Annotated in this window: 22 protein-coding genes; 7 read left to right on the top strand and 15 right to left on the bottom strand. The window is 63.1% G+C overall.

The window, feature by feature from the left end:
* Positions 1–114 precede the first annotated feature (114 nt).
* The 5 genes from KUV72_RS14770 to radC form a co-directional block, all read right to left on the bottom strand.
* Positions 115–1,305, bottom strand: a complete 1,191-nt coding sequence (locus KUV72_RS14770) for a class I SAM-dependent rRNA methyltransferase (protein ID WP_206940365.1) — start codon at positions 1,303–1,305, stop codon at positions 115–117.
* Positions 1,306–1,353: 48 nt separating this feature from the next.
* Positions 1,354–2,217 (bottom strand): bifunctional DNA-formamidopyrimidine glycosylase/DNA-(apurinic or apyrimidinic site) lyase, encoded by an 864-nt coding sequence (gene mutM / locus KUV72_RS14765; protein ID WP_222164033.1) that lies wholly within the window; start codon positions 2,215–2,217, stop codon positions 1,354–1,356.
* Between the two features lie 151 nt (positions 2,218–2,368).
* Entirely contained in the window at positions 2,369–2,524 is a 156-nt protein-coding gene (gene rpmG / locus KUV72_RS14760; RefSeq protein ID WP_016856547.1) for a 50S ribosomal protein L33, read from the bottom strand.
* Positions 2,525–2,636: 112 nt separating this feature from the next.
* Positions 2,637–2,873, bottom strand: a complete 237-nt coding sequence (gene rpmB, locus KUV72_RS14755; protein WP_206940369.1) for a 50S ribosomal protein L28 — start codon at positions 2,871–2,873, stop codon at positions 2,637–2,639.
* A 414-nt stretch (positions 2,874–3,287) separates the two neighbouring features.
* Entirely contained in the window at positions 3,288–3,962 is a 675-nt protein-coding gene (gene radC / locus KUV72_RS14750) for a RadC family protein (protein WP_222238909.1), read from the bottom strand.
* A 355-nt stretch (positions 3,963–4,317) separates the two neighbouring features.
* Between radC and coaBC the strand changes: the two genes are divergently transcribed.
* The 5 genes from coaBC to slmA all read left to right on the top strand — a co-directional run bounded on the left by coaBC (position 4,318) and on the right by slmA (position 9,299).
* Positions 4,318–5,619 carry a bifunctional phosphopantothenoylcysteine decarboxylase/phosphopantothenate--cysteine ligase CoaBC gene (gene coaBC, locus KUV72_RS14745; RefSeq protein ID WP_222238908.1) on the top strand — a complete coding sequence of 434 codons (1,302 nt, stop codon included), beginning with the start codon at positions 4,318–4,320 and terminating at the stop codon, positions 5,617–5,619.
* Positions 5,620–5,761: 142 nt separating this feature from the next.
* Complete coding sequence (dut, locus tag KUV72_RS14740; protein WP_374107049.1) at positions 5,762–6,202, top strand: dUTP diphosphatase; 441 nt, start codon at positions 5,762–5,764, stop codon at positions 6,200–6,202.
* Positions 6,203–6,250: 48 nt separating this feature from the next.
* Positions 6,251–7,633, top strand: coding sequence for a phosphomannomutase/phosphoglucomutase (locus KUV72_RS14735; protein ID WP_222238907.1), 1,383 nt, complete (start codon positions 6,251–6,253; stop codon positions 7,631–7,633).
* A gap of 22 nt (positions 7,634–7,655) precedes the next feature.
* A complete protein-coding gene (gene argB / locus KUV72_RS14730) occupies positions 7,656–8,561 on the top strand; it encodes an acetylglutamate kinase (RefSeq protein ID WP_206940380.1) in 906 nt (301 codons plus the stop codon).
* A gap of 129 nt (positions 8,562–8,690) precedes the next feature.
* Positions 8,691–9,299, top strand: coding sequence for a nucleoid occlusion factor SlmA (gene slmA, locus KUV72_RS14725; protein WP_206940382.1), 609 nt, complete (start codon positions 8,691–8,693; stop codon positions 9,297–9,299).
* Between the two features lie 155 nt (positions 9,300–9,454).
* On the opposite strand, the gene rpoH is transcribed toward slmA, so the two are convergent.
* From rpoH to ftsY, 4 genes are all read right to left on the bottom strand, one after another.
* Entirely contained in the window at positions 9,455–10,321 is an 867-nt protein-coding gene (gene rpoH, locus KUV72_RS14720) for an RNA polymerase sigma factor RpoH (RefSeq protein ID WP_206940385.1), read from the bottom strand.
* Positions 10,322–10,504: 183 nt separating this feature from the next.
* On the bottom strand, positions 10,505–11,563 hold the full coding sequence (gene ftsX / locus KUV72_RS14715; protein WP_261317516.1) for a permease-like cell division protein FtsX: 1,059 nt from the start codon (positions 11,561–11,563) through the stop codon (positions 10,505–10,507).
* 2 nt (positions 11,564–11,565) lie between these two features.
* On the bottom strand, positions 11,566–12,234 hold the full coding sequence (ftsE, locus tag KUV72_RS14710) for a cell division ATP-binding protein FtsE (RefSeq protein ID WP_222238906.1): 669 nt from the start codon (positions 12,232–12,234) through the stop codon (positions 11,566–11,568).
* Positions 12,231–13,589 (bottom strand): signal recognition particle-docking protein FtsY, encoded by a 1,359-nt coding sequence (gene ftsY, locus KUV72_RS14705; protein ID WP_409995896.1) that lies wholly within the window; start codon positions 13,587–13,589, stop codon positions 12,231–12,233. Before ftsY ends, ftsE begins: the two co-directional genes overlap by 4 nt.
* A gap of 494 nt (positions 13,590–14,083) precedes the next feature.
* Between ftsY and rsmD the strand changes: the two genes are divergently transcribed.
* Positions 14,084–14,710, top strand: a complete 627-nt coding sequence (gene rsmD / locus KUV72_RS14700; RefSeq protein ID WP_222238904.1) for a 16S rRNA (guanine(966)-N(2))-methyltransferase RsmD — start codon at positions 14,084–14,086, stop codon at positions 14,708–14,710.
* Positions 14,711–14,903: 193 nt separating this feature from the next.
* Complete coding sequence (gene zapB / locus KUV72_RS14695; RefSeq protein ID WP_206940392.1) at positions 14,904–15,125, top strand: cell division protein ZapB; 222 nt, start codon at positions 14,904–14,906, stop codon at positions 15,123–15,125.
* A gap of 215 nt (positions 15,126–15,340) precedes the next feature.
* Here zapB and KUV72_RS14690 read toward each other — a convergent pair whose 3' ends face one another.
* The 6 genes from KUV72_RS14690 to lysS form a co-directional block, all read right to left on the bottom strand.
* Positions 15,341–15,880 carry a GNAT family N-acetyltransferase gene (locus KUV72_RS14690; protein WP_222238903.1) on the bottom strand — a complete coding sequence of 180 codons (540 nt, stop codon included), beginning with the start codon at positions 15,878–15,880 and terminating at the stop codon, positions 15,341–15,343.
* A complete protein-coding gene (locus KUV72_RS14685) occupies positions 15,877–16,776 on the bottom strand; it encodes a hypothetical protein (protein ID WP_222238902.1) in 900 nt (299 codons plus the stop codon). Before KUV72_RS14685 ends, KUV72_RS14690 begins: the two co-directional genes overlap by 4 nt.
* On the bottom strand, positions 16,773–17,084 hold the full coding sequence (locus KUV72_RS14680; RefSeq protein WP_222238901.1) for a BolA family protein: 312 nt from the start codon (positions 17,082–17,084) through the stop codon (positions 16,773–16,775). The genes KUV72_RS14685 and KUV72_RS14680 overlap by 4 nt, the downstream gene beginning before the upstream one ends.
* 155 nt (positions 17,085–17,239) lie before the next feature.
* Complete coding sequence (locus tag KUV72_RS14675) at positions 17,240–18,670, bottom strand: MFS transporter (RefSeq protein WP_222238900.1); 1,431 nt, start codon at positions 18,668–18,670, stop codon at positions 17,240–17,242.
* Between the two features lie 131 nt (positions 18,671–18,801).
* Entirely contained in the window at positions 18,802–19,188 is a 387-nt protein-coding gene (locus KUV72_RS14670; RefSeq protein WP_206940401.1) for a hypothetical protein, read from the bottom strand.
* A gap of 144 nt (positions 19,189–19,332) precedes the next feature.
* Entirely contained in the window at positions 19,333–20,862 is a 1,530-nt protein-coding gene (gene lysS / locus KUV72_RS14665) for a lysine--tRNA ligase (RefSeq protein ID WP_222238899.1), read from the bottom strand.
* Between the last annotated feature and the right edge of the window lie 63 nt (positions 20,863–20,925).

Raw genomic sequence — 20,925 nt, 5'->3', positions numbered from 1 at the left:
ACAAGCCCTGATCGATACTCGAACGACACTTGATCACCCCCGCCTTAACGAGGGTCGATCATGTCGCCCGCCCTCCTTGGAGCAGACGTCGTGGAAGGGGATATCGCGCCGCCCTCAATCACGAAATACGCGAACGCCCAGCGCCTTCAGATAGGCGGTCTCGGGAATGGCGGGATGCACCGGATGGTCCGGGCCCTGATGTCCCTGGAACAGGATCTGGCCATGGCGATCCTGATGGCGCACTGCGCCGCGCACGACGTCGGTCAAGCGCTCCGGCGCCAGATGCATGGAGCAGGAGGCTGACAGCAGCAGACCATCGCGCCCCAGCAGACGCATGGCATCGCGATTCAAGCGGGCATAGGCACGCTCACCGTTGGCAATATCCTTGCGGCGCTTGATGAAGGCGGGAGGGTCGAGCACGATCACGTCGAACTTCTCGCCATCTGCCTTGAGCGCGGCCAGGGCCTCGAAGGCGTCACCATGACCGACGGCGACGCGTTCGTGCTGACCGTTGAGGGCAGCGTTCTCCGCGACGCGGTCCAGTGCGGACTCGCTGGCATCGATACACAAGACCTCGCTGGCGCCATGGGCCGCCGCCTGGACACCCCAGCCACCGACGTAACTGAAAAGGTCCAGCACTCGCTTGCCGGCGACCTGCTGGTTCAACCAGGCCCGGTTGACGCGATGGTCATAGAACCAACCGGTCTTCTGCCCGTCCATGACGGGGGCGATAAACTGCACGCCATTTTCTTCCAGCAGCACCTGGTCGGGAAGCGCGCCCTTGACCACTTCAATGGTTTCGCCAAGACCTTCCTGACGACGGCCACTGGTGTCATTGCGCAACACCACACACCCTGGCGATACCACCTTGTCGAGGGCATCCAGCAGCTCGTCCTTCACCGCTTCCATGCCTGCTGTGTTCAGCTGTACCACCAGCACGTCGGCATAGCGATCGATCACCAGACCGGGCAGCAGGTCGGCTTCACCATGCACCAGACGGTAGAAAGGCTTGTCGAACAGGCGATCACGCAGGGCCAGCGCCTGGTTGAGACGATGCACCAGCAGCGAGCGATCCAGGCGCTGGCTCGGATCACGCGACACGATACGTGCACAGATCAGCGAGTTCGGGTTGATATAGGCCAGCCCCATGGGCTTGCCATTAGCGGCTTCGACGATGACCTGTTCGCCAACCTCAAATGCCTTGAGCGGTGTCTCGGTGGTATCGACCTCGTTGGAATACAGCCATAGATGGCCAGACTTGAGGCGACGATCGGCATTCTTTTTCAAGCGCAGCGGTCGAGTCACGGTGATCACTCTCTTCAAGATATCTAAGGTGTGGAGGTGCCAGTGCTATCAGCGCTGACAGCGAGGACAAAAGACACTGGCCCTCTGCCCCAGGGTCACATGCTTGAGTTCGCCGCCGCAGCGGCGACAGGGCGCTCCAGCGCGACCATAGACATTGAGGCGCTGAGCGAAATAGCCGGGCTCGCCGGTGCCGCTGACAAAGTCACGCAGCGTCGTGCCCCCTTGGGTGATGGCTGCGGCAAGTACATCCTTGGCAGCCGCGGCGAGCCTGTCATAGCGCTCGCGGCCGATGCGCCCGGCTGCTCGCCGAGGGTCGATTCCCGCCAGAAACAACGCTTCGCTGGCATAGATATTGCCCACGCCAACGACCACAGCATTGTCCATCAAAAACGGCTTTACCGCGGCTTGCCGCCCACGAGAAAGGGCGTAAAGGCGAGCACCATCAAACGCTGGCGATAGCGGCTCAGGGCCGAGACGCGACAGTCGCGTATCCTGAGACTCGTCCTCGCGTAGCCAATCGACAAAGCCAAAACGGCGAGGGTCGTGGTAGCGCAGAATCGCGCCGCCTTCGAGCACCAGGTCGACGTGGTCATGCTTCTTCGGCAGATCGCCAAGACGAGCGATCCGCAGGCTGCCCGACATGCCCAGATGCCAGAGCAAGGTACCCCGTTCCCGGGGCGCTTCCACCTCGTCCACCGTAGCGCTCTCCGAGGGAGACAGGACAGGCAACAGCAAATACTTGGCGCGACGACGAATCTGACCAATCCGCGCCCCTACCAGGCGCTCGGCAAGGGTCTCGGGCACGGGCACTCTCAGGCGCGACTGACGCACCAGCACCTCGCGCACTTCTCGCCCTTCCACATGGGGAGCGATACCGCGCCGGGTCGTCTCGACTTCAGGCAACTCGGGCATGTTGCACCTGCGGCAGTGAGGCTGATATCCCGACGTCAGGCGAAACATTCTCGCCAGGCGCCGCGTCAGCACCTTGATACGCAAGAACCCGACCTCGGGGCCGGGTTCTCGTCGACAGGCGGCTCGCCTGCGGTGGAAGCGAGATCAAGCCTTACTTGATCTTGGCTTCCTTGTACATCACGTGCTTGCGAACCACCGGATCAAACTTCTTCATTTCCATCTTGTCCGGAGTGTTACGCTTGTTCTTGTCGGTGGTGTAGAAGTGGCCGGTACCGGCGCTGGACACCAGACGAATCTTGTCACGCATGAGAATTCTCCCAGATTGCTGCCTGGTACGTTCGCCACACCAGGCCAGTCATTCAAGTCGGCCGGAACCTGTGATACGAGCTACGCTCTACAGGCTCCGAGTGACGACATCCTTAGATGGCGTCGCCGCGCTTACGAATATCGCTGAGCACCTCGTCGATGCCCTTCTTGTCGATGATGCGCATGCCCTTGGAAGAGACGCGCAGAGTCACGAAACGCTTTTCGGACTCGACCCAGAAGCGATGGCTGTGAAGATTCGGCAAGAAACGACGACGTGTCTTGCGCTGGGAGTGTGAAACGTTGTTACCAGTCACCGGGCGCTTGCCGGTAACCTGACATACTTTGGACATGAGAGCCTCCAACCGCGTGGCGAGTTGTTCAAAACCTGTCGGGCAAACCGGGAAGGGCGAGAACCTTAACTGAATAAGTGGCGTGCCTGTCAGCCTGTGTCGCAAACCCGCCGCGCGGTGTCGACGCAGATCCGCAGTCATCAAGCCTCAGCAACCTCAAGCCCTGTCATGAGCCCCGTGCTTTCAACCCAAGGGAATTCAAAGGGTGCACTTTATACCAGAACCCTGCCGCCTGGGCAAGAGTTACGCCAAGCTTCGCCATCCCGTTCGCGCCGTTGCCTGTCTCGTGTGTTGCATCGAAGCGGCAAGGGTGCGTTCACGGCGGTGGCGTGGCGTTGTCGATGGTAGAGGATCCCGGTGTCGTCATGCGTCGTAGACGCCGCCGATAACCACCCGGTTCCTGCGCGCGGCATATTATACCCACCCTCGCTCGGCAAATGACACCACTTCTGCGTCTCCCACCACAAAATGATCCAGCACACGAATATCGAACAGCCCCAGCGCCTCCCTCAGCCGTTCGGTGATTCGTCGATCTGCTTCGCTGGGCTCGGCAACGCCGGACGGATGGTTATGACACAGGATCAGCGCTCCGGCTCCCAGAGCGAGCGCCCTCTTGGCGACTTCTCGCGGATACACCGATGCGCTGTCCAACGTGCCATGGAACAACACCTCGAATCGAATCACTCGGTGCTGGCTATCGAGAAACAGCGCGGCGAAGACTTCGTGGTCAAGGTGGCGCAGCTGGGCGGCAAGGAAGGCCCTCACTCGACTGGGGGAATCCAACGGCTGACCCCGTTCAAGGTGGCTCGCAAGGTGCCGGCGCGACATCTCCTGGGCAGCCTGCAGCTGGACGAACGTCGCCACCCCCAGGCCGCGCTGGGCGCAGACCTCTTGCTGGCGAGCTTCAAGCAGCGCGCGCAGGCCACCAAACGCCACCAGTACATCCCGAGCCAGGTCCACGGCGGAGCGCCCTGCCACACCGACGCGCAGCAGGATCGCCAGCAGCTCGGCATCTGACAGCGCACCGGGCCCCATGGTTAAAAGCTTTTCCCTGGGCCTTTCTCCTTCAGGCCAATCCCGTATCGACATCCCTGTCTCCTTTATGAACAGCGCTCTTGCCGCGCTTTCTGGTCAGCCTGTGTTATCCGCCCCTCTGGCCGCCCGCCGTTGTCAGCCTCTCTTGTCAGCCCCTCTTGTCAGCCTTTCTAGTCAGCTCTTGTTGTCTGCCCTTCTTGTTTGCCTGTCTGACCGCCCTCCCGCTACCTTGTCCCGCTGTGGGTGGCGGCCTTTCCCTGGGTAGCGATGCGCGCCAGTGTCGGCGAGCGCCGACATACCTGATGAGTCTAGTGGCATCAGCGATGACCTGGGACGGGGGTGCGCGGCTACGCATGATCCGACACCGGTGGTAAGGTAGGACTCTTACCCCGGTCGTGGATCGTTTTGCATGCTTCAACCATCTTCCTCTACGCGCTATGGCCCTCCGGCGCTGCGCGCAGGACAGCGTGTGCTGCTTGGTATCAGCGCTGGCATTGCTGCCTATAAAAGTGCTGTGTTGGCTCGCTTGCTGGTGCAGGGAGGCTGCGAGGTCCAGGTTGTCATGACGGAAGGGGCACAGGCCTTCATCACGCCGCTGACGCTGCAGGCGCTGACGGGACGTGCGGTGAGGACATCACTGCTGGATCCGGATGCGGAACTGGGCATGGGGCACATCGAGCTGGCACGCTGGGCCGACCTGATCCTGATCGCCCCCGCAACTGCCGACCTCATGGCACGCCTGGCCCAGGGCATGGCCAACGACCTGCTGACGACCGCCTGTCTAGCTAGCGATGCGCCACGGGTAGTGGCACCGGCCATGAACCAGGCCATGTGGCGCCATCCGGCTACGGCGCGCAATGCCGCCCAGCTGCGCGACGATGGATGGCAGTTGCTGGGCCCCGATCAAGGCGATCAAGCCTGCGGTGATGTAGGCCCTGGACGCATGATGGAGCCCGAGCAGATCGTCACGGCCTTGTTCCGGGATACCACAGAGGCGACTGTCGCGGCACAGAGTGAAACGAGCACACCACCTTCCGCAGTGGCGCCCCATATCGTGATCACCGCAGGGCCGACGCGCGAGCCTCTGGATCCGGTGCGCTACCTGAGCAATCACAGCTCGGGCAAGATGGGATTTGCGCTGGCGCAGGCAGCTCGCGACAGCGGCGCCCGGGTCACGCTGATCGCTGGGCCTGTCAGCCTGCCTACCCCGGCCGGAGTGACTCGCATGGATGTGGATACCGCTGAGCAGATGCTCGCCGCGGCCGAAGGCCTAGTCGCCGAGTGCGACATCTTCATTGGCTGTGCAGCTGTGGCCGATTACCGCGCCGCGGCACCCGCCGAACACAAGATCAAGAAGCAGGAAGGCGAGGACGGTCTGACGCTGACACTGGTCAAGAACCCGGACATCATTGCCACCTTGGCGAGTCGTCACCCACGCCCCCTGATTGTCGGCTTCGCCGCCGAGACCCGTGACCTCGAGCGCTACGCCAAGGACAAGCTCAGGCGCAAGAATCTTGACATGATCGTGGCCAATGACGTTTCCCGCGCAGGACTCGGCTTTGGCTCCGATCGCAATGCGGCATTATTGATGTGGCGCGACGGCGACCAGGTCAACACACGCCACGAAGCCGAACAGGACAAGACGCGCCTGGCCGAGGCTGTCATCGCCCAGGCCAGCGCCTGTCTTGCCGCTCGCCAGCACCACGACTGACACTTCGCGCCGGTCGTGCGGTGCCGTGGCACTGTATCACTGCGGCCGACCATGCGGTCGCTGCACTACGCTCAACACGGGGGCCGGAAGCGCTCTCACGACTCAAGGATTTTGCATGTCCAGCACAACCACTCGCCCCACCATGGCGGTCAGGATACTCGACGAGCGCATCAAGGACCGCATGCCGCGCTATGCCACTGAAGGCTCCGCCGGCATGGACCTGCATGCGCTGCTCGATGCGCCGTTGACGCTGGCGCCAGGAGACTGCGAGCTGGTGCGTACCGGCCTCGCCATCCACATTGCCGACCCGGCACTGGCCGGGTTGATCCTGCCGCGCTCTGGCCTCGGCCACAAGCACGGGATCGTGCTCGGCAATCTGGTCGGCCTGATCGACTCTGACTATCAGGGCGAACTGATGGTGTCCGTGTGGAACCGCTCGGACCGCTCCTTCACCCTGGAACCCTTTGAACGCCTCGCCCAGTACGTGCTGGTGCCGGTGGTTCAAGCCAACCTGGAAGTGGTCGACGACTTCTCCGCCAGCCTGCGCGGTGATGGCGGCTTCGGCAGTTCTGGCCGTCACTGATCGCGACTCACCTGACCCAGCGCTACGTCAAAAGGAAAGGACCTGCCCATGACACACGTACCTTCCACGATCTTTCGTGCCTATGACATTCGCGGCATCGTCGACGACACCCTGACCGAGGCGGGGGTCGAAGCCATTGGCCAGGCCATCGGCAGCGAGGCCCAGGACCGCGGGGAAACCCGGGTGGTCGTCGCCCGTGACGGGCGGCTGTCCGGCCCCCGACTGATCCAGGCCCTGACCCGCGGCCTCACCGCCAGCGGCTGCGATGTCATCGACATCGGCATGGTGCCGACCCCGGTGCTGTATTTCGCGACCCATACTCTCGACGGCACCAGCTCCGGGGTCATGTTGACCGGCAGCCACAACCCGCCGGATTACAACGGTCTGAAGATGGTCCTTGGCGGCGAGACGCTGTCCGGCGACGCGATCACCGCGCTCTACACGCGTCTTGAGAACGGTGATCTGCGTTCAGGTCAGGGCCAGGTCTCCGAGCAGGACGTTCGCGAGGCCTATCTCGCACGCATCCTTGGTGACGTTTCGGTATCCGGCAAGATCAAGGCGGTGGTCGACTGTGGCAACGGTGTCGCAGGTGAGCTTGGCCCACAACTGGTCAAGGCACTGGGCGCTGACACCATCCCCCTGTTTGATGAGATCGATGGCACCTTCCCGAACCATCACCCGGATCCGGGCAAGCCAGAAAACCTCAAGGACCTGATCAAGGCAGTGGCCGAGCACGGCGCCGATATCGGCCTGGCCTTCGACGGCGATGGCGATCGCCTGGGTGTGATCACCCCCAAGGGGCGACTGATCTACCCCGACCACCTGCTGATGGCCTTTGCCGAAGACATGCTGAGCCGCAATCCGGACGCCCGCGTCATCTTCGACGTCAAGTGCACCGGCAAGCTGATCGAGGTGATCGAGCAAGCCGGCGGCACGCCTGAGATGTGGCGGACCGGTCATTCTCTGATCAAGGCTCGCATGAAGGAGACCGGCGCCCTGCTGGCCGGCGAGATGAGCGGCCACATCTTCTTCAAGGAGCGCTGGTACGGCTTTGACGACGGTCTCTACGGCGCGGCCCGCCTGCTCGAAATCCTGTCCCGCTTCGACGGTGACGCCGACACTTTCTTTGATCGCTATCAGCAGAATATCAGCACGCCGGAGATCAATATCGAAGTGACCGACGAGACCAAGTTCGATCTGGTCGATCGCCTGGCTCGGGAGGGGGATTTCGGTGACGACGGCGTCAAGACTACCCTCGATGGCATCCGTGTGGACTACGCTGACGGCTGGGGCCTGTGCCGCGCGTCGAACACCACGCCGATGCTGGTGCTGCGTTTCGAGGGCAATGATGGTGATGCCCTGGCACGCATTCGCGAGCGTTTTGCCAAGGCTCTGGCGGCGGTAGACGCCTCGCTCACCCTTCCGAACTGAACCCGCAGGAGACACTACGCCAATGAGCGAACAGGCTCACGATCCGCGCCTGGTGGTGGAGGTCCTCTCTGAGGCCCTCCCCTACATCCAGAAGTTTTCCGGCAAGACCGTAGTGGTCAAGTATGGCGGCAACGCCATGACCGAAGATGCCCTTATCGACTCCTTCGCACGGGACATGGTGTTGATGAAGGAAGTAGGGATCAACCCCGTCGTGGTCCACGGCGGAGGCCCTCAGATCGGCGAGTTGCTGGCGAAGCTCAACATCGAGTCACGCTTTGTCGGTGGCATGCGGGTGACCGACGCCGAGACCATGGACGTGGTGGAAATGGTGCTGGGCGGCCTGGTCAACAAGGACATCGTCAATCAGATCAACCAGTGCGGCGGCAAGGCCATCGGCCTCACCGGCAAGGACGGCGCGCAGATTCGGGCTCGCCAGCTCAAGGTGGAACACCAAAGCCCGGAAATGACCGCTCCAGAAATCATCGATATCGGCCACGTGGGTGAAGTGGAGCATGTCTCCACGGACCTGATCGAAATGCTGGCCGCGCGGGACTTCATTCCCGTCATCGCCCCTATCGGCGTCGATGGCGAAGGCCATAGCTACAATATCAACGCCGACCTGGTAGCGGGAAAGGTGGCCGAAGCGCTGGGTGCTGAAAAGCTGATGCTGCTGACCAATGTGGCAGGCCTGATGAACCGTGACGGCGAGGTGATGACAGGGCTGTCTACCGCGCAGGTCGACGAATTGATCGCCGATGGCACCATTCATGGTGGTATGCTGCCCAAGATCCGCTGCGCGCTGGATGCGGTCAAGGGCGGCGTGGTCAGCGCCCATATCGTCGATGGCCGCGTGCCCCACGCCACCCTGCTGGAAATTTTCACCAATGCCGGCGTCGGCACCCTGATCACCAACCACGCACCTGACTGATACCGCCCAGCGGCGCCAACAAGACTGACACGCAAGGAAGATGCGGTTCGCCAGCCAGATCGTCGAATCGCAAGGGAACTCGCCCGCCGGATAGCCTGGCGGGCCATCAACGATAAAGAACTCGACACCATGACGCAGGAAAACACCCCAAGCCGGCGGGACCAGATTCTGCAGGCCCTGGCCCTGATGCTGGAGGAAGACAGCGGCAAGCGCATCACCATTGCTGCCCTGGCCCGACAGGTGGGCGTCTCGGAAGCCGCGCTCTATCGCCACTTTCCGAGCAAGGCCAGGATGTATGAAGGTCTGATCAGCTTTATCGAGGAAACCTTGTTTGAACGCATCACGCGTATCCTCGACGAGCAGCAGGAGGCGCTGCCACGCTGCCATCAGATCATGACCCTGGTGCTGGCCTTTGCCGAGAAGAACCCCGGACTGTCGCGCCTGCTCGGCGGCGATGTACTGACCGGTGAAACCGCCAGGCTACGCCTGCGCATTCACCAGCTGTTCGAGCGCCTGGAAACCCAGTTCAAGCAGGTACTCCGCGAGGCGGAACTTCGTGAGGGACGTCGTCTGGCCATGCCGGCGAGCGCCAGCGCGAACCTACTGACAGCACAGATCGAGGGGCGTATCGCCCAGTACGTGCGCAGCGACTATCGCCACCGTCCCACCGAGTACTGGGAAGATCAGTGGCCTGCGCTGTCGTCTCAGTTGCTCAGAGACAGCGCGGTGCCCGCCTGATTCTGAGGGCTGCCGCGAACGGACCGGTCTTTACGCAAAGCGCCCGAACCTGACGGTTCGGGCGCTTCTTTTCGTGGGCTGGCACTGCTGCTGAACATAGCTTGCGTTCAGGCTTGCGTTCAGGCCAGTACCGAAGGGACCTCCCCTACCGCCGCTTAGGCAGCCAGGGCATCGCCAAGACGCTCACGAATCTTCTTCATGGCGTTTTTCTCAAGCTGACGAATCCGCTCAGCCGATACCCCATAGACGTCCGCCAGCTCGTGCAGCGTCGCCTTGTTCTCGGCTAGCCAGCGCTGGGTCAGGATATCCCGGGAACGCTCATCCAGGTCCGCCAGCGCCCCTTGCAGGCGACGGGTGGCGTCTTCTTCCCAGTCGCTGTCCTCCAGCTGAGTCGCCGGATCCTGGCTGGCATCATCCAGATAATGCACCGGGGCCTGATACGCGCTTTCCTCGTCATCGGACGGAGCAGCATCGAAGCCGGCATCGTGGGAGGCCAGCCGACCTTCCATTTCCCGCACCACCTCTGGCTTGACGTCCAGATCCTTGGCAATCGCATCGACTTCGTCGCTGTTCAGCCAGGCCAGACGCTTCTTGGCACCACGCAGGTTGAAGAACAACTTGCGCTGGGCCTTGGTGGTGGCGATCTTGACGATGCGCCAGTTGCGCAGCACGAACTCGTGGATTTCCGCCTTGATCCAGTGCACGGCGAAGGACACCAGCCTGACGCCCTGGGTCGGATCGAAACGCTTGACCGCCTTCATCAGGCCAACATTACCTTCCTGAATCAGGTCAGCCTGGGGAAGCCCATAGCCGGAGTAACTGCGTGCGATGTGCACGACAAAACGAAGATGGGACATGACCAGACGGCGGGCGGCTTCCAGATCACCTTCCTGTTGGAGGCGATGGGCCAGATCCTGCTCTTCTTCCACCGTCAGCAGGGGAATGCGGTTGACGGCTTGAATGTAGCCGTTCAGGTCGTGCCCCGGTGATAGATGACCCACCGGCAGAAGACTGTTGCTCATGTGCAGATTGTCTCCTCGAAGACCAACAAGATTTCGAATGCACCTTGGAGGAACACACGCTCAAAAAGTTCCCCTTTCGTCGTATAGCCCTTCAGGGTGCATCCGACGAAACCACCTGGTGGCGCCTCAGGCTTCGCTGACGACTCACGTGCGCTATGAGATGACCGTGCGCAACGTGATGACCTAGCGGGGCTTGATGCCCGCCAGATGACGACTGACGGCGATCCAGGCACCTAACCAGCCCAATAGTGTACTACAACTCAGCAATATTGTAGAACCAGCCAGCCCCAGCGCGGGCAGCTGATAGTGTGCCCCATAGCTCGCAGCCAGCGACGCTACCGGGGCTGACAGCCAGTCACTGCCAAGAGTGAGCAATGCCCAGGCCAGCAGGCCACCGCCGAGCCCATACCAGGCACCGCTGTAAAGGAACGGGCGGCGCACGAAGGCATGGGTGGCACCAATCAGCGTCACCACTTCGATTTCCTTGCGGCGATTCTCCACCGCCAGCCGGATCGTGTTGCCGACCACCAGCAACACCCCCAGTCCGAACAGTACGCCTAACGCCAGCGTGACGCGCCGTCCCACCTCGGCCAGCTGCCGCAAGCGTTCGATCCAGGCCAGATCAAGGCGTACCTCGGCAATGCCCGGCATGGCCGTCAGCCGTTCGGACAACGCCGTCATTGCCTCGGGTGACGGCGACTGCGGCGATATCACCACCGAAGCGGGCAGAGGATTGGTCTCGAGTCGGGCCAGCGCGTCGTCAAGACCAAGCGCCTGCTGGAACTCCGCCATGCCCTCAGCCGCGGTAATCATGCGCGTACTGGCGATATTCGACTGTGCCTCGATGGCCTCGAGAATACGCTGGGCCTGGGCCTCATCCACGCCCTTGTCCAGATAGGCGGTCAAGGTGGCGCTGGCATCGAGCTCTGCATCGACCAGCTTGGCACTGTCCAGGGACAGCCACAGCGCACTAGGGAGCACCAAGGCAATGGCGATGGCCAGCATGGTCAGCAGGCTGCCCACCGGCTGGCGAATCAGCCGGTGCAGGCTGTCGAGGCACATGGCCCGGTGATGACGCAGCCATGACCGCCACTGTCCTTGCGGCCTGGCGGACTGCTGACGGGCACCACCCTGGGCCGGTGTACCCGCGGTTCGACCGGCTGGTCGGTCCGACCTGACGGCACCCCGACTGCGGGCTCCAGTGCTGCGCGGCGTGGCCGCTCTTCTACGGGGGGGATCCAGACTCACGCAGCCTCCCCATCACCCACCAGCCGTCCCTCGCTCAGGCGCAGGGTCCGGTGACGCAGGCGCGCAATCAGTGCCAGGTCGTGGCTGGCAATCATCACGGTGGTGCCGATGCGATGGAAATCTTCGAACAAGCCCATGATGTCAGCGGATAACTGGGGGTCCAGATTACCGGTGGGTTCGTCGGCCAGCAGCAGGGCCGGCTTGTTGACGACGGCACGGGCGATTCCCACACGCTGCTGCTCACCACCGGACAATTCGATCGGCAAGGCCTTCTCACGGTGCAACAGGCCGACCTTGTCGAGGGCGGCACGCACACGTCGAGCCGTATCTCGCGGCGGTAGTCCGCGGATTTCCAGCGGCAGCGCCACATTGTGATAGATGGAGCGATCAAACAGCAGCTGGTGATCCTGAAACACCACACCAATCTGACGCCGGTAGAAGGGCAGCTGGCTCGAGTGAAGCTTGTCGATGTCGTGTCCGGCCACCAGCACGCGCCCTCGACTCGGGCGCTCCAGGCGCATGATCAAACGCAGCAACGAGCTCTTGCCAGCCCCGGAATGCCCGGTGAGAAACACCATTTCTCCGCGGGAAACACGGAAGTCGATATTGGAGAGCGCCTCGAAGCGCCCTCCATAGCGCTTGCCGACGTGCTCGAAGGCGATCATTCGTCGCCGTCACTCGAGCGACGATCAAACAAGGCATCGACAAAATCCTCTGCCTTGAACGGTCGCAGGTCATCGAGGCTTTCGCCGACACCGATAAAGCGAATCGGCGTCTTGAGTTGCTTCGCCAGGGCAAAGATGACGCCGCCCTTGGCGGTGCCATCGAGCTTGGTCAGAGTAATCCCGCTGACCGGCACGGCCTCGTTGAAGGTCGCCGCCTGGGACAGAGCGTTCTGGCCAGTGCCTGCATCCAGCACCAGCATGACCTCATGGGGCGCATTGGCATCCAGCTTGCCCATCACGCGGTGAACCTTTTTCAGCTCTTCCATCAGGTGGGACTTGTTGTGCAGACGCCCCGCCGTATCGGCGATCAGCACGTCGACTCCGCGAGCCCGCGCAGCGGCCACCGCGTCGTAGATGACCGAGGCACTGTCGGCACCGGTGTGCTGAGCCACCACGGGAACGCTGTTGCGCTCGCCCCAGACCTTGAGCTGCTCGACCGCGGCGGCACGGAAGGTATCTCCCGCCGCCAGCATCACGCTCTTGCCCTCGCGCTGGAAGCGCTGGGTCAACTTGCCGATGGTGGTGGTCTTGCCCACCCCGTTGACGCCCACCACGAGAATCACAAAGGGTCCGCCATCTTCCGTGGTCAGGGTCAGCGGGTCGCTGACCGCCCCCAGCATACTGGCCAGCTCCTGCTGCAGGGCACGATACAGCGCCTCGGGATCCTTCAGCTCCTTGCGCGACACTCGCTCGGTCAGTGCCTCGATAATCTCACTGGTCGCCTCGATCCCTACATCCGCCATCAGCAGCTGGGTTTCGATGTCCTCGATCAGATCGTCATCGATCTGCTTGGCCCCCATGAACAGGTCGGCCAGCCCATCGCTAAGATTGGCCCGGGTCTTGCCCAGCCCCGCACGCATGCGGGCAAACCACCCCTTTTTCTCTGCACCTTTATCGGCAGCCGCGGCCCTTGGCTTTTCCTGCAGCGCAGGCCCGCTGGAGCGGCTGGGTTCGATGACCTCGGCGTGCTCGAGACGCTGAGAGGAGGGCTCTGGCTCTGGCGACGCCTCGACCGTCGGCGCATTCTCGTGCCCCGCTGCGGTCTCGACGGGTCGTTGGGGAGCGGCATCAGCGGCAGGCGTCCTTGTTTCGGAGGCCTCCGACGCTGCCTGAAGATCTCGCTCGGTCTTTTGCCCGGCCGCTGTCTCAACCCCTGTCTCAACCCCTGTCTCAACCCCTGTCTCAGCACCCGGCTCGCGCTCTGGTTGGGCCGCAGGTGTGGCTGCGGCCTCGGGCTCGGCCTGAGAGGTGCTGGCCTCACGCAAGGCGTCAGGCTCGATGGGCTCCGGCACCAGCGCCTCGGCAGGCTCGCCAGCTGCTTGCTGCTGAGACTCGCTGTGCTGTTGCGCCGATGTGACATCCGAGTCTGCCCCGTGCTCAGCGGCCGGAGTCGACCTTTCCTCATCAGCCCGAGGTGCCGCATCGGGGGACGACTCAGCGTGATCCTGCGTCTCAGCAGGACCCTCGCTCGACCGCGTCTCTTCCTCGCGGGATGCCAGGTCCTGTGACTGCTGATCCTCAACGGGTGTTTCACCCGACTGCTTCTTCTTGCGCTTGAAAATACCGAACATGGATGACCTGCCGCCTCAGCCGGTGAACGAACCGCCACATCCTACCACCCTGCCCGTCTTCTGTGGACTCGCAAGGCAGGCTGTCGAACTCACTGGCGGACCTGTCAGCGGCTTTTGCGCCGTTCAGGGTCAACCCAACCACCACCCGACGAACAAAGATGACACTGGGGCCGTCCTTGGCATGACGCAGCCACTCGGCACGGGTAAAATCTCTCGCCATGAGCCGACATCGCCCTTCTCGACCGCGCCCCCGTACCGGCGCCAAAACAGCAGCCACAGGCCGCGCCCCTGGCAAGCTGCGCATCATCGGTGGCGACCACCGACGCCGACTGCTGCCCGTCCTCGACAAACCAGGCCTGCGCCCGACGCCCGATCGCGTGCGCGAAACGCTGTTCAACTGGCTTGGCGGTACACTTTACGGCAAGCGAGTGCTGGACCTGTTCGCGGGTACCGGCGCCCTGGGCCTGGAAGCGTTATCACGCGGCGCCAGGGCCGCCACCTTCGTCGAGCGTGATGGCCAGGTCGCCAAGGCCATCAACGACAACCTGGCCACGCTCTCCATCAGCAGCGCCGAGGTGATCACTCAAGATACCTTGACGATGCTCTCGAACCCGCCCGAGGTACCGTTTGACATCGCGTTTATCGACCCGCCCTTCCGCCAGGCACTGGCCGAACCCTGCTGTTCTGCGCTGGAGCAAGGCTGGCTGACCGACGATGCCTGGATCTATGTCGAGGTGGAAAGCGGACTGGAGCTGAGCGTACCGGAGCACTGGCATCTACACCGGGAGGTCAAGGCGGGCGACAGTTTTGGGCGGCTCTATCGGCGTCATACGACGTCGAGCTGAGCCCTCTTACCGCCCCTTGCGACGTGCTTTCCAGGCCTCTCGACCATTGCGCTGTGCCCCGGAGCGATGCCCGCACTCTCTATCAGACAGCGTCGCCGCGTCGCGACGCTTGTCCACCGACGAGCTCGGCGTTACGCTCGTGCCATCGGGGCGCGCGTTGCGCCCTCACCCCACGTCATGTCAGGAGACGAGGATGAGCACGGAACTCTTCAACCAACTCGAAAAGAAGGTCACCAGCGCGCTGGAGGCCCTGGAATTGCTGAAACTGGAAGCTGAGGAGTTGCGCGAGGAAAACGCTCGACTGAAGCAGGAGCGTGAGGAGTGGGAGCGCCGTCTGACGGCTATCCTGGGCCAACTCGACGACGTGGATGCAGAACAGGGCAGCGCGCAGCCAGCACCGGCGCACAGCGTCTAAGCATCACGATCAGGGCACCGCGATCTAAGCAGCACGATCTAAGCAGCACGATCTAAGCACCGCGATCTAAGCACCGCGAGCCACACCGCCCGATCCGAGGGCTCCAAGAGGAGCCCTTGAAGAGAGCCCCTTGAAGAGAGCCCCTTGAAGAGAGCCCCTTGAAGAGAGCCCCTTGAAGAGAGCCCCTTGAAGAGAGTCCCTTGCGTCTCGCGCGCTTAGGCCAGCGTCAACGACATCAGCACCGCGTCGACGCGTTCACCACCCGGCTCGCGGGCGGCGCCTTGGGCGGCGTAGTGGGCAGCATAGTAAGCGCGGCGCAGCCCATCCTGGGTGAAGCCGAGCGCACGATAGAGGGCGATCGCCTCAGCGTTATCCGCGCGGACTTCCAGCAGCAGCCTTTCTGCCCCCCAATCTCTTGCTTGCTCTACCAGCTGCGACAGCAACAAACGACCGAGCCCCTGGCGCCGCGCATCAGTGGCCACCAGTATGGCCTCCAGTTCGGCTTCAAAGGGCAGCCGCGACACCAGCGCGTAGGCGGCTAGACCTCCGTTGCTATCCTCGACTCCCAGCAGCAGGCGCTGCTCATCGACGAAGGCCTGCTCAAGGGCCTGTGGCCGAGACAGCCGATGGGTCTGGGACGCCTCGAGAGCCTCGAGGGCAGCCAGGTCATCAGGCCTCAACTGGCGCACCACGAAGGGCTCGGTGCCCCGTCCAGGCTGCTGCCCAGCACCCCGCCCGGCGGATCCGGTCGTCATGCCTCGCGGCCCTGTTGCCATAGGGTTTGCCAATCGGCACTCGACACCCACAAACGGCGCTTGGCCGTCGCACTGCTCAGCAGCTCATCAAGGCCTGGCCCACTCCATTGGGGGAGTGCCAGGGTGCTGGAATGCCCTGGTTCGCTGGCCACCGGCGCTGTCGGTTCGGCGACGGCAGCCTGCCCAGCTTCACCCAGGACCTGCATCAAGGCGTCTTCGTGGCCGAATACCAGCACGCGTTCAGGCGCCCAGCCCCGCCGGGCTCGACCAGCCACGAAGGCCTTGAGCCCTTGACGAGCCTCTTCCAGAGGACGCCTGACCGGCAACCCTTCCGCCAGAGGCCAGGTCAGCGTCTCGAATACCGGGCGCTGCTCGGCCGTCACTCCACTGCTGTGCAGGATGTTGAACAGCAGCCGCTGGTGCTCCACGCCCAACGGCGCCTGCTGGGCCACCAACAACAACCAGCGTCCATCGAGACAGGCCACCTGGCAGACAAAGCGCAGCGGCTCGGCATCCTCGACACCCTCTTCTTCGCTGTCCAGTGCCGGTGTGGCGCTGGTCGCCTCATCATCGGGCACCATATCGCCCAGCAGTGCTCTCGCCTTGCGGGCGACCGGCGCTGCAGGCTGAGACGGCTCTGGAGACGGCGCCTGGGCAGTGGACGCCGCCGTGACGGCGACGCTGCTGTCCTGGGCAGCTTCGTGGCTGCGCGCTGCAGGCACCTCATCCAACAGCGCGTGCAAGCCTCGGGCCCCCGTTTCCGGCGGCTGCTGAGGCTCCAGCTCAGGCCAGTCACAGACCTCGGTTTCCCGCGCATTGGGAAACTGATACCGGGCGACCCAAGCGGTCAGCCCCATGGCATCCAGATAGGCCAGTCGTGTCGGCTCAGGCGTCACGAGCGCGAGCCACCCATGCAGTTGGGCGAGTCAGGGCGTGCCGCGCCACGACTCTGCCACTCGCCGGGGGTGTAGAGGTGGAGGGCCAGGGCATGCACCGGACCGGACAGCTCATCGGCCAGCAACGAGTAGATCTGCTGGTGACGCTTGACCGGCATCAGGCCGGCGAAACGCTCAGACACCAGGGTCACCTTAAAGTGGGTTTCCGAATTCGGCGGCACGCTATGCATGTGGCTTTCATTCTCGACCACCATTTCGGTGGGTTCGAGAGCCGCGAGCTTGTGTTCAATGGTCGCCTGAATACTCATGATGAAATCTCTTGTCATTGCCTCGGTAGAGACGGCAAACATGGCTACGATGGACGTCAATTCGACGCACCCCTGCATGATTGTCGCGAAGGCACGACAAACCTTGCGGGCTGTCCTCAGTACTATGCCATTGTACGCATTCATAGCCTGGCTGACTAAGCTTGACCTGATGCCTCGCGGCGGGCCGCCTTCTTTTCTTCACGGGCGATACGGTACGCACGCTGGGCCATCGGCAGTCGCACCAGGCTGATCAACAGCGCCAGCAAGGTGGTGGCAGCGCCCACCCACAACGACTGCTGAACCCCCGCCCCGACCGCCAGACACAGGCCCACCAACGCCACCCCCAGCGACTGCCCCACCGTGCGGGTGGTACTCATCACGCCAGAGGCGTTGGCACTGCGAGACTTCGGCACGCTGGTCATCAACTCACGATTGTTGGGCGGCTGAAACAGGCCAAAGCCAGCGCCACACAGGGCCGTGCGCCATAGGCTATCGAGGGCCGTCGCATCGCTATCCAGGCTGGCCAGGCTGAGCAACCCCACCAGCAGTACGGCAAGGCCGACACTAGCGACCAGACCGGGATTGAAGCGATCTGCCAGACGCCCCGCCAACGGACCGACAATCATGATGGTCAGTGGCCAGGGAGTGAACAACCAGGCGGTGTGCAGGGCCGAGTAGCCCATCTGCTGCTGATACAGAAACGACAGCGCGACGAAGGTCAGCCCCTGGCCGATAAAGGCCGTACCCTGGGCCGACACGGCCAGGCTGAAGCGTGGCTCGCGAAACAGTCCCAGCGGCAGCAGCGGATGCGGCGCTCGCCCCTGGCGATGGATGAAGGCCCACGCAGACCCCAGCGTCACTGCCAGCCACAACGCGATATCCAGCATCGGCGCACGATGGCCAATGGCATCCATGGCCATGAACAACCCTGCCAGCATGGCCATGGACGCCAGCGCGCCAGGTCCATCGAAGCTACCCTCGCGGCGAGTCTCCCTGGGCAGCGCCTTCCACGCCATGAAGGCCGCGGCGATTCCCAGCGGCACGTTCAGCGCAAACAGCCATGGCCAGTTGGCCACCGACAGTACCAGCCCGCCGATAGAAGGACCTGCAGCATAGCCACCGGCCACCACCAGCGACGACAGGCCAAGTGCGCTACCCAACAGGCGCGAGGGGAAAATCGAACGATACAGGCTTGGCCCGATGGACAGCGTGGCTGCGGCGCCAATGCCCTGCAAGGCACGAAACACCAGCAAGGTCTCGAAGTTAGGCGACAGCGCGCTGCCCAGGGCGGCCAGCACAAACAGCGACAGCCCGGCGACGTAGACCTTGCGCCGACTGAGCAGCTCGCTGGCCGCTGCAAATACCAGCAGCATCGCCGCGCAGACCACCTGAAACAGGTTGGTGATCCATACGGCGCGGGCATCCGACACGCCGAGATCGCGAGCCATGGAGGGCAGCGCGATATTGATCATGGTGGTGTCGACCACCGCCATCAAGGTGCCCAACACCAGGGCGATGACCGCCAGACGACGTTCCGGCCCGGGCAGGCCATCGTCGCCGTCAGGGGTAGAGAACAGTCGACTCATGCAGGTATCGTCCCGTCCTGGGGCGTCATGGGAAACCAGCGCGAACGCTGACAGGACCGGCCTGGGCCGGTCCTGTCAGCAAAGAGACGCGTTGCACGTGCGGCAAGCAGGCCTGCCGCTGGGTGCCGAGCTCAGTCCTGTTCGAGGTCGGCCAGCAACTCGTCGTCAACCTCGGAGATTTCAAGCGCCGCCTCGCTATCCAGATCGATGGCCAGATAGCTGTGCTCGACTTGAAGGAAACGCTGGAACAGCGCCCAGTCCAGCGATTCAGGCCACTGCCGCTCGTCCTCTTCCCAGGCGCGCAGCTCGTTCTCGAGCACCTCGAGATACCGCTCGCGAACGAAGGCTTCCAACGCCTCGGGAGTATCCATTTCTGGAATCAGGTAGACCGTACTCTCGCGGTCGACGTCGGACAGGTTGAGATCGTCATCGCCCATGGTCGGTTCCAGGGCATTGATCCAGTCAACAAAGTGCTGGGTGGGTCTGACGCTCAGTGCGGAGCGGTTGAGCAGTTTCATCGCGATCTCCTCGACGTCGAATCGCAGTCTCGAATCGCAGCCATTATGGGTGCTATGGGCGTCCCTTGCCAATAAAACCCGGCCGCTGCGGCGCGGTTTCGCCTGCGGCCGCTCGGAAAGGCTCCCAGCGGCCGCCCGTTTGGTTCACGCGTCGCCGGCTTCCGGGCGCATGGCCGGGAACAGCAGCACGTCGCGAATCGACGGGCTGTCGGTGAACAGCATGACCAGACGGTCGATCCCGATACCCTCACCAGCGGTGGGCGGCAGCCCGACTTCCAGTGCGCGCACGTAGTCGGCATCGTAGTACATTGCCTCCAGATCGCCGGCATCCTTCTCGGCAGCCTGGGCACGGAAGCGCTCGGCCTGGTCCTCGGCATCATTGAGCTCCGAGAAGCCATTGGCAATCTCGCGGCCGCCGACGAAGAACTCGAAGCGATCGGTGACGAACGGGTTGGCGTCGTTGCGGCGTGCCAACGGGCTCACCTCCGCCGGATATTCGGTGATGAAGGTCGGCTGATCCAGACGCGACTCGGCCACTTCCTCGAAGATCTCGGTCTGCAGCTTGCCAAGCCCCCAGCCGTCCTTGATCTTGATACCCAGACGGCCGGCCAGGGCGCGGGCAGGCTCGAGTTCGTCGATGTCCGCTGCCTCGATGCCCTCGCCGTGGGCCAGAATCGCCTCACGCAGGGTCATGCGCACGAACGGCTGACCGAGATCGTAGGTGGAACCCTGGTAATTCAGGGTGGTGGTGCCCAGCACCTTCTGAGCGATCTCCCGCAGCATGGTTTCGGTCAGGTCCATCAACGCCTGGTAGTCCACGTAGGCCCAGTAGAACTCGACCATGGTGAACTCGGGATTGTGGCGGGTGGAAAGCCCTTCGTTGCGGAAGTTACGGTTGATCTCGAAGACCCGCTCGAAACCGCCTACCACCAGGCGCTTGAGATAAAGCTCCGGCGCGATACGCAGGTACATGTCGATGTCCAGCGCATTATGGTGGGTGACGAAGGGACGCGCGGTGGCCCCACCGGGAATCGGCTGCAGCATCGGGGTTTCCACCTCCATGAAGCCGCGATCCTCGAAGAAGCGGCGCATGGCGCTGATGATGCCGGCGCGAGTCTCGAACACCCGACGCGAGTCCGGGTTCATGATCAGGTCGACATAGCGCTGGCGGTAGCGCGCTTCCATGTCGGTCAGGCCGTGGAACTTGTCCGGCAGGGGACGCAGGCTCTTGGTCAGGAGCTTGGCCTCACGCATCATCACGTACAGGTCGCCCTTGCCGGATTTGTGCACCGGGCCATGGCCAGCCACGATGTCGCCGATGTCCCAGCTCTTGATGTCCTCGAGCAGGGCGGGATCGAGCCCCTTCTTGTCGACGTAGAGCTGAATCTGGCCGCTGACATCCTGAATCACGATAAAGGGACCACGCTTGCGCATGATGCGCCCGGCCACGGCTGCCTCACGCCCCAGCGATTCCAGCGCTTCCTTGTCCTTGTCGCCAAGCTCGGCATCGAGTTCGGCCGCCAGGCTGTCACGGCGAAAGTTATTGGGAAAAGCACTGCCACCTTCGGCCTCGGCCAGCTTGCGACGGGCGGCAAGCTTGGCGCGGCGTTCCGCGATCAGACGGTTTTCTTCGGCGGCGGCGTCCTGAGGGGAAGGCGTATCCTGTTGGGCCATGGCTAGTCGTCTCTGTCACGAAGGGGAAGGCCAACGAGCGACCTTCCCGGATGGTCCCGGCAG

This window comes from Halomonas sp. DP4Y7-1 (assembly GCF_019800705.1).
Classification (GTDB): Bacteria; Pseudomonadota; Gammaproteobacteria; order Pseudomonadales; family Halomonadaceae; genus Halomonas; species Halomonas litopenaei_A.
Note: the sequence above shows the minus strand (reverse complement) of the source record. Positions and strands in the feature narration are given on the sequence as shown.